Annotated in this window: 10 protein-coding genes; 8 read left to right on the forward strand and 2 right to left on the reverse strand. The window is 73.7% G+C overall.

The annotated features are described in order from the left end of the window. Positions 1-18: 18 nt before the first annotated feature. A complete protein-coding gene (locus tag ACQEVJ_RS34170) occupies positions 19-843 on the reverse strand; it encodes a nitrilase-related carbon-nitrogen hydrolase (protein WP_433108325.1) in 825 nt (274 codons plus the stop codon). Between the two features lie 143 nt (positions 844-986). Here ACQEVJ_RS34170 and ACQEVJ_RS34175 point away from each other — a divergent pair, with 143 nt between their 5' ends. Further along, positions 987-2447, forward strand: a complete 1461-nt coding sequence (locus ACQEVJ_RS34175; protein ID WP_433108327.1) for a PucR family transcriptional regulator — start codon at positions 987-989, stop codon at positions 2445-2447. Between the two features lie 13 nt (positions 2448-2460). Here ACQEVJ_RS34175 and ACQEVJ_RS34180 read toward each other — a convergent pair whose 3' ends face one another. Then, positions 2461-3198, reverse strand: coding sequence for a GntR family transcriptional regulator (locus ACQEVJ_RS34180; RefSeq protein ID WP_433113132.1), 738 nt, complete (start codon positions 3196-3198; stop codon positions 2461-2463). Positions 3199-3445: 247 nt separating this feature from the next. Between ACQEVJ_RS34180 and ACQEVJ_RS34185 the strand changes: the two genes are divergently transcribed. The 7 genes from ACQEVJ_RS34185 to ACQEVJ_RS34215 all read left to right on the forward strand — a co-directional run bounded on the left by ACQEVJ_RS34185 (position 3446) and on the right by ACQEVJ_RS34215 (position 12318). Beyond that, positions 3446-4576 carry an ABC transporter substrate-binding protein gene (locus ACQEVJ_RS34185; protein WP_433108329.1) on the forward strand — a complete coding sequence of 377 codons (1131 nt, stop codon included), beginning with the start codon at positions 3446-3448 and terminating at the stop codon, positions 4574-4576. Positions 4577-4632: 56 nt separating this feature from the next. Beyond that, entirely contained in the window at positions 4633-6144 is a 1512-nt protein-coding gene (locus ACQEVJ_RS34190; RefSeq protein ID WP_433108331.1) for a sugar ABC transporter ATP-binding protein, read from the forward strand. Next, on the forward strand, positions 6144-7103 hold the full coding sequence (locus tag ACQEVJ_RS34195; protein ID WP_433108333.1) for an ABC transporter permease: 960 nt from the start codon (positions 6144-6146) through the stop codon (positions 7101-7103). The genes ACQEVJ_RS34190 and ACQEVJ_RS34195 overlap by 1 nt, the downstream gene beginning before the upstream one ends. Further along, positions 7100-8149 carry an ABC transporter permease gene (locus ACQEVJ_RS34200; protein ID WP_433108335.1) on the forward strand — a complete coding sequence of 350 codons (1050 nt, stop codon included), beginning with the start codon at positions 7100-7102 and terminating at the stop codon, positions 8147-8149. The genes ACQEVJ_RS34195 and ACQEVJ_RS34200 overlap by 4 nt, the downstream gene beginning before the upstream one ends. Then, a complete protein-coding gene (gene lsrF, locus ACQEVJ_RS34205; RefSeq protein ID WP_433108337.1) occupies positions 8142-9026 on the forward strand; it encodes a 3-hydroxy-5-phosphonooxypentane-2,4-dione thiolase in 885 nt (294 codons plus the stop codon). The genes ACQEVJ_RS34200 and lsrF overlap by 8 nt, the downstream gene beginning before the upstream one ends. Positions 9027-9094: 68 nt before the next feature. Further along, positions 9095-10771, forward strand: a complete 1677-nt coding sequence (locus ACQEVJ_RS34210) for a glycerol-3-phosphate dehydrogenase/oxidase (RefSeq protein WP_433108339.1) — start codon at positions 9095-9097, stop codon at positions 10769-10771. Then, positions 10768-12318 (forward strand): FGGY-family carbohydrate kinase, encoded by a 1551-nt coding sequence (locus ACQEVJ_RS34215; RefSeq protein WP_433108341.1) that lies wholly within the window; start codon positions 10768-10770, stop codon positions 12316-12318. Before ACQEVJ_RS34210 ends, ACQEVJ_RS34215 begins: the two co-directional genes overlap by 4 nt. Positions 12319-12342 lie beyond the last annotated feature (24 nt).

The following is a 12342-nucleotide window of genomic DNA, read 5'->3' on the forward strand; positions in this document are numbered from 1 at the left end:
CAGTCTGTCGAGCAGGGTTCAGCACGTCCGCGCGATCTCGTACAGATCCGTCCGCCGGTCGCGGTGGACGTCGTTGCGCGGGCCGGTGGCCTTGTCCCTGGCCCTGTCCAGGTCGCAGTCGGCCACCAGCACGGCGGGCCCGTCCCTGAGCACGGGCCCCGCCAGCGGGTAACCGTCCGGCCCGACGACCGAGGTGCCGCAGACCCAGCCCACGCCGCGCTCGGCGGCGCAGCGGTCGGCCACGGCGACGAACATGCGGTTGGCGGCGGCGGCTACCTGGGCGTAGGCGACCAGCACCGGGCGCTCCCCGGCCGGGACGGGCGAGGCGGGCCAGTTGGTGGAGACGGCGAGCAGGTCGGCCCCGGCCAGGCCCACCGCCCGCACCCACTCGGGGAACTCCAGGTCGTAGCAGACCATCATGGCGATCCGGCCGAGCGCGGTGTCCACCACGGGAGCGGCGGCGTCGCCCGGCGTGAACACGTCCTGCTCGTCGTGCCACAGGTGGGCCTTGCGGTAGACGGCCCTGATCCCGGTGGGGTCGACCATGACCTGGCTGTTGCGCACGAGGCCGTCCGCCAGTTCGCAGAACCCGCCCACGACGACCAGGTCGTGGTCCCTGGCCAGCCGCTCCCACTGTCTGACGGTCGGGCCGTCGGCCGGCTCGGCCAGGCCCCTGGCCTCCTCGGCGGCGGTGAAGACGTATCCGCTGTTGACCAGCTCGGGCAGCACGACCAGGCGGGCCCCGGCGGCTGCGGCCTCGGCGACGCCCTCCGCGGCGGCGGCCCGGTTGGCCTCCGGCTCGCCCACCCGCAGCGGAAGCTGCGCCACGGCGACCCGCGTCACGGCCGCACCACCCGACATACCACCGTGCGCCGCCCGGCGTTCGGACTCATACGTTCCTCCAGGTCAAGGGGAGACCGCTTGAGTGTGCCCGACCCCCCTGTATTAGGACAATCGGTGCTATCACGGGAAATAGGCTGGCCGTCGTGGACGCGCACAACACCGTGGAGGACCTGCTGCGCTCCCCCGCGCTGCAACTGAGGGTTCTGGCGGGCGAGCGCGGGCTCGGCAGGTCGGTCTCCTGGGCCCACGTGAGCGAGCTGGAGGACCCCTCGCCCTGGCTACTCGGGGCCGAGGTCATCATGACGACCGGCATCGGCGTGCCGAAGAGCGCGGCCGCCCAGCGCGCGTACCTGGAGCGGCTCGACGACGCGGGGGTCGCCGCGCTCGCGCTCAGCGCGGGGCTGCACGTCCCCCCGCTGCGCCGGGCCTTCCTCGACGCCGCCGAGGAGCGGGGGTTCCCCGTGCTGGAGGTGCCGCTGGCCGTGCCGTTCATCGCGATCGCGCAGGAGGTCGCGGCGGCCGTGCAGGAGGACGCCCGCCAGCGGCTGGGAGCGCAGCTTCAGGTGTTCGGCGCGCTGCGCTGGCTTGCGTCCGAGGGCCTTGACACGGCCGGGCTGTTCCGGCGTCTCGAACGCCTGTCGGGCTACGACATCTACCTGAGCACACCGCAGGGCCGCCCGCTGCTGCCGGGCGTGCCGGCGCCCCCGCCGTCCGTACGGCTGCCCGCCTCGACGGACTCGCCGCCGACGATCCCCGGCGGGTTCGCGCTCCCGGTGCCCGCGCCCGGCGGGCCTGCCGGGTTCCTGGTCGCCTTCGAGCGGGAGGGGGCCCGCCCGGCGGGGCTCGCCGTGGTCCAGCACATCGCGACCGTCGCCGCCCTGCGGGTGGCGATGGTGCGCAGCGAGCGCGAGACGCTGCGCCGCCAGGGCGCGGAGACGCTGGCCGAGCTGCTGCAGGACGTGCTCGACCCGGAGACCGCCCGGCGCAGGCTCGCCCTGATGGGCCTGCCGCAGGACCGCGACGTCGTGCTGCTCGTGGTGCGCGACGCCGCCGACGACGCCGTCGTCCAGGCCCTCGTCGAGCACCCGCATCTCATGCTCCGCCGTCACCGGGACCTGTACGTGCTGACGGCGGCGGCGGCCGTCGCCGCCGCGGAGCTGGAGGCGGTGCCCGGCATCGCGGCCGGCGTCAGCCGTCCCCTGCCGCCCGGTTCGTCGCTGCGCGTCGCCCAGCGCGAGGCGTTGTGGGCGGCCTCCCGCGCCGCCGAGGCGGGCAGGCCGCTGGTCGCCTACGGCGAGGACACCACGGGCCGGTGGCTGCCCGACGACGTCGGCGTGCTGGCCGCCCTGGTCGAGCACGTGCTCGGCGACGTCCTGCGATACGACGCCGAGCACGGATCGGACCTGATCGCGTCGGTCCGGACCTGGATGGAGCGCGACCGCCGCGTCGACGACGCCGCGCGGGCCCTGCACGTCCACCCCAACACGCTGTCGTACCGGCTGCGCCGCTTCGGCGCGCTGACCGGGCGCGACCTGTCGGCGACCGGCGACTTCGCCGAGGTGTGGCTGGCCATCCGCGCGGCGGCGCAGCTCGGCGGCCTCTGAACGCCCGGCGGGCTCAGCGGATGCCGACGTAGAAGCGCGTCTGGTCGCTGCGGTGGAGGGCGTGGTAGGCCTCGAACCTGGTGTTGTCCTCCAGCCACGCGACCGACTCGATGCCGAGCAGCGGCGTTGAGGTGGACACCTCCAGCAGGGCCGCGTCCTCCCGGTTGGGGAAGACCGCCTCGATCCAGCGGTCGGCCGCCGCGGGCTCGATGCCGTACCGGCGGCGCAGCACGTCGTACAGCGACTGGTTTTCCAGGATGGCGCGTTCGAGCCCGGGGACGAGCCGGGCGGGCAGGGCGGTGTCGACGAGCAGCCACGGCTGGCCGTCGACCCGGCGGAGCCTGCGCAGCCGGACGACCTGCTCCCCCAGCGGTATCCGCAGGAGCGCGGCCTCCCGCTCGTCGGCCTCGCCGAGCGCCTGGCGCACGGTCTGCGTGGTCACCCGGCGCCCCGACTCCCGCAGGTCGTCGGCAGACCCGGACATCGACCCGACAAACCTCAGCTCGGTCTTGCGGGGCGCGACGAAGGCTCCCTTGCCCTTTACCTTGTAGATCAGGCGTTGCTGGACCAGCTCGCGCAGCGCCTCCCTGACGACCGTGCGGGAGACCCCGAACAGGTCGCTCAGCTCGGCCTCGGACGGCAGCGGCTGGTCAGGCCCGCGCGCACCGCTCTCGATCTCCGCGCGCAACGCCCGCATGAGCTGCATCCACAGCGGTTCCGCCCCGTCGCGGTTGAGGGGCGGATAGGTCATCGTCACGGGAACCTCCTCGGCGGCACCGCAGCAGAATGCCCCACTATGACCTGTAACTACAAGTGGGCCCGGCTGTCATCAAGATTATCCACCGGCGACGGCCTGAACTGACCGAAAACAGCCTCTTGACATGCCCGTAACGCCCGCTTAGTTTGCTTGTCACTACAGGCCTGTAATGACAGGCCGACTCGGGCGAAGCTTCACGCCGACTCTCCCCCCTCGCGAACCCGCTCTGTCTGGAGACACCATGCACATGCGTCCCACCCGCCGGCCCTGGCGCGCCGCCTCCGCCGCGGCGATCTCCGCTCTCGCCGTACTGACCGCGGCCTGCGGCTCCGGCGGTTCCGGCGACTCCGGTGCCACCGCGGACGCCGCGGGCGGGACCGCGGGCGGCGGCGGTGACAAGCCCTTCATCGCGCTGAGCAACGGCTTCATCGGCAACGGCTGGCGGCAGACGATGATCGCCAAGTTCGAGGCCGCCGCCGAGCAGGCCAAGACCGATGGGCTGATCGGCAAGTACAAGGTCGTGAACGCGCCGGGCGAGAACTCGGCGACCGAGCAGGTCGCCCAGATCAAGAGCCTGCTGCTGCAGAAGCCCGACGCGCTGCTCATCGACCCCGCCTCGCCGACCGCGCTGCAGCCGGTGATCCAGCAGGCCTGTACGTCCGGCGTCAAGGTCGTGGTCTTCGACTCCGCCATCGACGCGCCCTGCGCGCACGTGCTGCAGAACAGCTTCGTCGACTGGGCGACGTACGCCGCCAAGCCGCTGCTGGAGGGCATCGGCGGCAAGGGCTCGGTCATCGTGAGCCGCGGCGTGGTCGGCTCCCAGCCCGAGGCCGAGATGCTCGACACCACCAAGAAGATCCTCGCGGACTACCCCGGGGTGAAGACCGTGGCGACGGTCACCGGCATGTGCGACGGCGCCACCGCGCAGAAGGCCGTGCTCGGCGTGCTGTCCAGCGTGCCGAAGGTGGACGGTGTCATCGGCTGCGGCGACGGCTACGGCGTGGCCCAGGCGTTCGCCACGGCGGGCAAGCCCGTGCCGGCGGTCGACTTCGAGACCAACGGCCGCGCGCTGAGCTACTGGCGGGACAACAAGATCGACAACGGCTCGGTCGCGGTCATGTCCGACCCCGGCCAGTCGGTCGCCGCGCTCTGGGAGGCCCTGGACCTGCTCGACGGCAAGGACGTGCCCAAGCAGATGACCTTCCCGATCGTCCTGATCGAGCAGAAGGACCGCGACGCCTGGGCCTCGGTGCTCAAGCCCGACGAGTACGCCGCCTGGCCGTGGACCCAGGAGCTGTTCCGCCAGCAGGTGGAGGCCGTCAAGACCGGAGGCAAGCCGGTCCAGCCGCCGATCCCGTCGGCCGCGAGCTGACCGGGCGGGGATCGGCACACGGACCACGGCACGGAGGAGACGGAGGAGACCGGGGCATGCACGTCGACAATCTCCCGGCCGGCGGCACGGCGCCGCCGGAGACGGACACCGGACCGGCCGCCCGGCCGCCCGTCGTCACCGCCAGGGGCGTGACCAAGACGTACGGGCGCACCCGGGCCCTGACGGGCGTAGACCTGGAGGTCCGCGCGGGCGAGGTGCTCGGGCTGGTCGGTCACAACGGCGCGGGCAAGAGCACGCTCATGCGCGTGCTCGCCGGGCTGGAGGCCTGCGACACGGGCACGGTCCTCGTGCACGGGAGGAAGGCGTCCGCCGGGGATTTCCGGGCGGTGCGGATGGCCTACCAGGAGACGTCGCTGTGCCCCGACCTCACCGTGGCGGAGAACATGTGGGTGTCCTCGCGGCACTGCCTGCCCCGCCTGGGGTGGCGGCGGGCGGCGAGCGACGCGGTGCGCCGCCGCCTCGACGAGATGTTCCCCGGCCACGGCGTCTCCCCCCGCGACCGGGTGGAGGACCTGTCGCTGGCCCGCCGCCAGATGGTGGAGATCGCCCGCGCCTGTCTCGTGGACCGGCTCGATCTGCTGATCCTCGACGAGCCCACCGAGTCGCTCGGCCCGGACGCCGCCCGGTCGCTGTACGCCTACGTGCGCCGGCTGACCGAGACCGGCACCGCCGTGCTGCTCATCTCGCACCGCATCCGCGAGGTCCTCTCGGTGGCCGACCGGGTGGCCGTGCTGCGCGACGGCGCGGTCACCGCCGAACGGCCGGCCGCCGGGCTCAGCGAGCCGGACGTCCTTGAGCTGATGGGCGCGCACGTCGCCGCTCCGGCGGAGCCCGGCACGCGGGCGGCCGCCGGCGGGGCCGCCGCGCGGGAGGCGGTGGCCGAGCTGCGCGGCGCCACCGGGCCCGGCCTGCGGGAGGTCACCCTGCGGGTCGGCAAGGGCGAGGTCGTGGGCCTCGCCGGGCTGGCCGGTCAGGGCCAGCAGGAGGTGCTCGAACGCCTGTGGCGGCCGGTCCGGCGCGACACCACGGTGAAGGTGACGCGGGCGTACGTGCCGGGCGACCGGCAGCGCTCGGGCGTCCTGCCCCTGTGGAGCGTGGGCGACAACCTGATCGTGACCGCGCTGCGCGGCATCGCCCGGCGCGGGCTGCGCCGTCCCGCGGAGGAGCGCGCGGTCGTCGGCGACTGGGTGAAGCGCCTGGCCATCAGGGGCGGCGCGGATGCCGGGATCACCGAGCTGAGCGGCGGCAACCAGCAGAAGGTCATCGTCGCCCGCGCGTTCGCCTCCCCCGCCGGGCTCGTGCTGCTCGACGACCCGTTCCGGGGCGTGGACGTGCACACCAAGACCGATCTGTACCGCCTCATCAGAGAGGAGGCGGCGAAGGGCCGGAGCATCGTCTGGTACTCCAGCGAGAACGCCGAGATGGCCCACTGCGACCGGGTCTACGTCTTCCGGGCCGGCCGGATCGTGGCCGAGCTGGCGGGCGAGGAGATCTCCGAGGAACGCATCATCGGCGTCTCCTTCGCCGAGGACGGAGGGAACGACTGATGGCCCAGCTTCTCGCCCCGGCGCTGCCCGACCGCGCGCGGATGCGCCGCTCGGCCCCGGCCGCGGTCAGCGCCGTCGCCCTGATCGCGATGATCGCCGTCTGCTCGTCGCTGCAGCCGGGCGTGCTGACCGTGGAGGGCCTCACGCTGGTCCTGTCGGCGACCGTGCCGCTGGTGATCGCCGCGCAGGCGCAGATGACGCTCATGTCCGTCGGCGACATCGACCTCGGGATCGGCAACTTCGTCGGCCTGGTCACGGTGGTCTCCGCCACCCTGCTGGTGTCGTCTCCCCTCCTCGGCGTGCTCGTCCTGCTCGGGCTGGTCGCGGCGTACGCCGTGCTCGGCCTGCTCATCCACCTGCGCGAGGTGCCGGCGCTGATCGCGACCCTCGGCGCCTCGTTCGTCTGGCTCGGGCTCGGCCTGTTCCTGCTGCCGACGCCGGGCGGCACGACCCCCGGGTGGCTGGCGTCGTTCGGCGCGTGGCAGCCCGCGGGCTTCCCCGCGCCGCTGCTGCCGATCCTGGTCGTCGCGCTGGTGGTGTATCTGCTCACCGCGCGCAGCGCCGCCGGCGTGCGGATGCGCGGGCTGGGCAGCAACCCGGTGGCGCTGCGGCGGGCCGGGCTGCGCCCGCTCACGTCCCGCGTCATCGCCTACGCGACGGCGGGCGCGCTCGGCGTGCTGTCCGGCCTCGTCCTGGCCTCCCAGACCGGCGGCGGAGACGTGTCGTCGGCCTCCAGCTACACGCTCATGACCGTGGCCGCGGTGATCCTCGGCGGAGGCTCCTTCTCCGGCGGCAACGCCGTGCCGTGGGGCGCCGCGATCGGCGGGGTGACGCTGGGGCTGGTCAGCGTGGTTCTCAGCCTGCTCGACGTGCGGTCCGACATGCAGTCGGCCGTGCAAGGCGTGATCGTCCTGGCCGTGCTCGCCGGCCGCGTCGTCGTGGGGAAGGTGCTGCGATGAACATCCGCGTGACCGGTTCACGCTCCTGGAGTCCGGCTTCCCTGGTCCGGGGCCCCTGGATTTGGGGCTTCGCCGCCGCCGCGCTCGTGTGGCTGGTGATCCTGGCCATCTCGGGCCAGGGCGGCGGGCAGACCGTCTCCCTCGCGCTGTCGCTCGCGCCGTACCTCGTCATCGTCGGGCTCGGGCAGATGCTGGTCATCAGCGCGGGCCCCGGCAACATCGACGTGTCGGTGGGGTCGGTCATCTCGCTCGCCGGGTTCGTCTCGGTGGCGGCGGCCTCCGCGACCGGCTCCGCGGCGGTGGGGATCCTCGCGGGGATCGGCGTCGGCGTCCTGGTCGCGGCGGTCAGCGCCGTGGCCATCCTCGGCCTGTCCGTTCCCCCGATCATCGCCACGCTGGCCGCGGGGCTCATCGCCTCGTCGATCACGCTGTCGATGGCCAACGGCTTCACCGCCGTGCCCGACCCCGGTCTGCGCTCGGCGCTCAACCTGCGCCCGGCCGGCGTGCCGCTCCTCGCGCTGGCGATCGCGGTGCTGACCGTGCTCGTCGTCGTGCTGCTGCGCCGTACGGTCTACGGCCGGTCGCTGATCGCGGTGGGCCAGAGCCGCCGGGCCGCCGAGCGGGCCGGCATCCCGGTCGCCCGGATCATCGGGACGACATACCTGCTGAGCGGGGCGCTGGCCGGGCTGACCGGCGCGCTGCTCGCCGCCTACATCGCGCCCTCGGCCGATCTCGGCACCCGCTACCTGCTCGACTCCGTGGCCGTCGTGGTCATCGGCGGCACGCTCATCTCCGGCGGCCGGGCGGTCCCGGTGGGCGTGTGGGGCGCGGCTCTCTTCTTCATCCTGCTCGACGGACTGGTCAACCTCGTCGGCTGGAGCACCGCGGCGCAGAACCTGCTCAAGGGCGGCCTGGTGCTCTTCGTCCTCTTCCTCGCCGGCGGGGGCGACCGCGCCGGAGGCATGGCCTCTTTGTTTAGACGGCGATCGCGCACCGCGACCGCCACCACCACAACCACAACCACAGGAGACGACACTGATGGCTGACACCGACGGCCTGCTCGACGCCCGCGACTTCGGGACGTCCGGGCCCGCGGCGAGCGGCTTCCACGTCAAGGGCGCGCACGGGCAGGACTGGGGCCTGCGCAACCGCCTGTCGCGCATCTTCCGGCCGGACACCGGGCGCACGGTCATGCTGGCGTTCGACCACGGCTACTTCGTCGGCCCGATGGCCGGCCTGGAGCGCCTCGACACCGGGATCGCCCCGCTCGTCCCGGACGCCGACGCGATCATGATGACCCGCGGCGCGCTGCGCACCAGCATCCCCGCGACCACCGACGCCGGCATCGTGCTGCGCGCCAGCGGCGGCCCGAGCATCCTGCGCGAGCTGTCCGACGAGCACATCGCGCTCGACATGGAGGACGCGCTGCGCCTCAACGCCGCGGCCGTGGCCATCCAGGTGTTCATCGGCGGCGAGCACGAGTCGCGGTCGGTCGCCAACCTGGCCGCGCTCGTGGACGCCGGCCAGCGGCACGGCGTCGCCGTGCTCGGCGTCACCGCGGTCGGCAAGGACATGGTCCGCGACGCCCGCTACTTCCGCCTGGCCACCCGGATCAGCGCCGAGATGGGCGCCCACATCGTCAAGACGTACTACGTCGAGGAGGGCTTCGAGACCGTCACCGCGAGCTGCCCGGTGCCGATCATCGTCGCGGGCGGCAAGAAGCTGCCCGAGATCGACGCCCTGACGATGGCCTACCGGTCGATCCAGGAGGGCGCCGCCGGCGTCGACATGGGCCGCAACATCTTCCAGAGCGACAGCCCCGCCGGCATGCTCGCCGCGGTCCGCGCGGTCGTGCACGACGGGCTCAAGCCCGAGGAGGCGTACGAGATCTACAAGGAGAAGGCGGCCGGCTCCGCAGCCTAGTTCCGATCCTTCTCCGGCGCGGGTCCGCCACCCGCGGACCCGCGCCCGTCACCCTCCGGGAGCCTCCCATGTCGCATCACGTCCCCTTCGGTGAGAACGACGTCGTCGATCTCGCCGTCATCGGAGCCGGTATCAACGGGCTCGCCATCGCCCGGGACGCCGCCGCCCGCGGCCTGCGCGTCGTCGTCGTCGACCGCGCCGACGTGGGCTCGGGCACGTCGAGCACCTCCAGCCGGCTGATCCACGGCGGCCTCAAGTACCTCGAGCGTTACGACTTCACGCTCGTCCACGAATCCATCCGGGAGCGGCACCTGCTGTTCCGCACCGCTCCCCACCTCATCCGCGACTACCCGATGCTGATCCCCTTCTACGAGGGGAACACCCGGCCCGGAGCGCTGATCCGGCTCGGCCTGCTGGCGTTCGACACGATGGCCCTGAACCGGGGACGCGGGCTCAGCCGGGGCGTCACGGTCCGCACGGTGGCCCGCCGCTGGCCCACGCTGTCGCGCGAGGGCCTGCGCGGGGCGGCGCTGTTCCACGACGCGCAGGTGCCGTGGGCGGAGCGGCTCTGCGTCGAACTGCTCCTCGACGCCCGCCGCCTGGGCGCGCGGGTGCTCACCTACACCTCCGTCACCGGCCTGATCGTCGAGGGCGACCGTATCGCCGGCCTCCGCACCGAGGACGTACGGACCGGGGCGCGCGGCGAGATCAGGGCCGCCGTCACCGTCAACGCCGCCGGGCCGTGGATCGACCGGATCCTCGACGGCCAGATCGAGAGCCGGCGGCTCAACGGCGGCACCAAGGGCAGCCACGTCGTCCTCGACCCGTTCCCCGGAGCCCCCGACACCTGCATCTTCTTCGAGGCGGCGGCCGACGGCCGGCCCATCTTCGTCTTTCCCTGGCAGGGCCGCTACGTGCTCGGCAGCACCGACCTCACCTACGAGGGCGACCTGGACGAGGTCGTCGCCAGCGACGCCGAGATCGACTACCTGCTCGCCGAGACCAACCGGATCTTCCCCCAGGCGAACCTCACCCCCGGCGACGTGCTGTGGAGCGTCGCCGGGATCCGGCCCCTGCCGTACACGACCGGGGTGTCGGACAACGCCAAGATCAGCCGTGGGCACACCGTGCTCAACCACGCGCCCGCCTACCGGGGCCTGCTGACGGTCATCGGCGGCAAGCTCACGACCCACCGGGCGCTCGCGGAGGACGTGACCGACGAGGCGCTCCGCGTGCTCGGCAGGCGGCCCCGCCCGTGCGTCACCCGCACCCGGCCGTTCCCCGGCGCGGACACCTCGGACTGGCCGGAGTTCGTGCGCGACTTCCTGCGTGAGTCCCCGCTCGACGGCGCGTCCTCCCGCCGGCTGCTGCAGCTGTACGGCGTGCGCGCCCGCCGGGTGCTCGAGCTCGCCGCCGAGGACCCCTCGCTCGCCGAGGTCGTCGACAAGGAGACCGGCGCCCTGGCCGCCGAGGTCGTCATGGCCGTACGCGAGGAGGGGGCGGTGACGCTGGCCGACGTCATGCTGCGACGTATCCTTGTCGGGCTCAACGGCGACATGGGCCTTTCCAGCGCTGTGACCTGCGCGGACGTCGCCGTACGCCACCTCGGCTGGGACGAGGGGCGGGCCCGCGACGAGGTGGCCGCCTACGAGAACGAGCTGCGGCGCCACCGCCCCCGGGCGCTGGCCGCGGCGGCGGGCGGCGGCGCGGGCGGAGGCAGGGGCAGCGACGGGAGGACAGCATGACGAACCTGGCCACGTGTTACATCGGGGTCGACGTCGGCCTGACCGCGTCGAAGGCCGCCGCGTTCGACGCCGAGGGGCGCGAGGTGGGCGTGGTGCACGCCCGCACCCCGCGGACCAGCGTGACCGCCCACCGGCACGACGTGGACATGATCGGGCTGGCCGACACCGTCGTGTCGCTGCTCGGCGACCTCGCGGGCAAGCTCGCCGCCGACGGGTACGCGCCGGCCGGCATCGGCGTGGCCGCCCACGGCAACGGGCTCTACCCCGTCGACGCGTCGCTGCGGCCGGTCGGGCCGGCCATCGCGTCGTCGGACAGCCGGGCCCAGCACATCGTGGACGCGATCGAGCCCGAGGCGGCCCGCCGCCTGGCCGCCGAGACCGGCTCCATCCCGTGGGCGGCCCAGCCGTCCGTGCTCCTGCGCTGGATGCACGACGCCGAGCCCGAGGCGTACGCCGCGACCCGCTGGGCGCTGTCGTGCAAGGACTGGGTCACCTCGCAGCTCACCGGCGTGCCCAGCGCCGACTACAGCGACGCGAGCGCCTTCGGCATGGTGGCGCTGGACACCCGTGAGTACACCCCGACGGCGCTCGAACTGGTGGGGCTTCCGGCGAGCGACCTCGACCGCTTCCCGCCGCTGCGAGAGTCCGGGCAGGTCGTGGCCGGGCTCAGCGCGCGGGTCGCGGAGTTGACCGGGCTGCCGGAGGGGCTGCCCGTGATCGCGGGCTGCATGGACTGCGTGGCCGCCACCCTCGGCGCGGGAGGCCGGGCGCCGGGCGACGTGACGATCATCGTGGGCACCTGGGCCATCAACGGGGTCGTCGTCCCCGCCGCCACCCCCGCGCCCGAGGTCACGCTCAGCGCGCTGATGCCGGACTCGGGGACGATGCTCGCCATGGAGGTTGCCCCGACGTCGGCCGCCAACCTCGACTGGCTGAGCACGGCGTCGGTGCCGCACCGGGCGACCGCCGGCGTCCCTGCGGCGGACCTGCTGGCCGAGGCGGCGACGGTGGCGCCGGGCGCGGACGGGCTGCTGTTCCTGCCGTTCGTCAACGGCGCCCCCGAGCATCCGGCGGCCTCAGGGACCTTCCTCGGCATCTCCGCCGTACACCGTCGCGGGCATCTCACCCGTGCGGTCATCGAGGGGGTCGCCCAGTATCACCGGGTGCAGCTCGACCGGGTCCTGGCCAGCGGGGCCGACGTGGGCGACCGCCCCTGGCGGCTGGCCGGGGGCGGCGCGCGGTCGGAGGTCTGGGCGCAGATCTTCGCCGACGTGCTCGGCCGCCCGGTCCGCCGGCAGCTCACCAGCGAACTCGGCGCGCGCGGAGTCGCCTCGCTGCTGCCCGCCGCGCTCGGGCACAGCGACGTGCCGTGGTCGGTCAGCGACACCGACGACCTGTGCGTCCGCCCCGGCCCCGCCCGCGAGGCGTACGTCCGGCAGGCGGAGGTGTTCGACCGGTGCCTGGCCGGGATGTCCGCCGCGTGGTCGGAGGTCGAGCGCTACCGCACGGCGGGGTTCGAACCGGCTCCCGCGACAGGCGGCGCCTGAAAGTCCCCGGTGGCGCGCCGCGCC

Source organism: Microbispora sp. CA-102843, from assembly GCF_050936215.1.
Taxonomy (GTDB): domain Bacteria; phylum Actinomycetota; class Actinomycetes; order Streptosporangiales; family Streptosporangiaceae; genus Microbispora.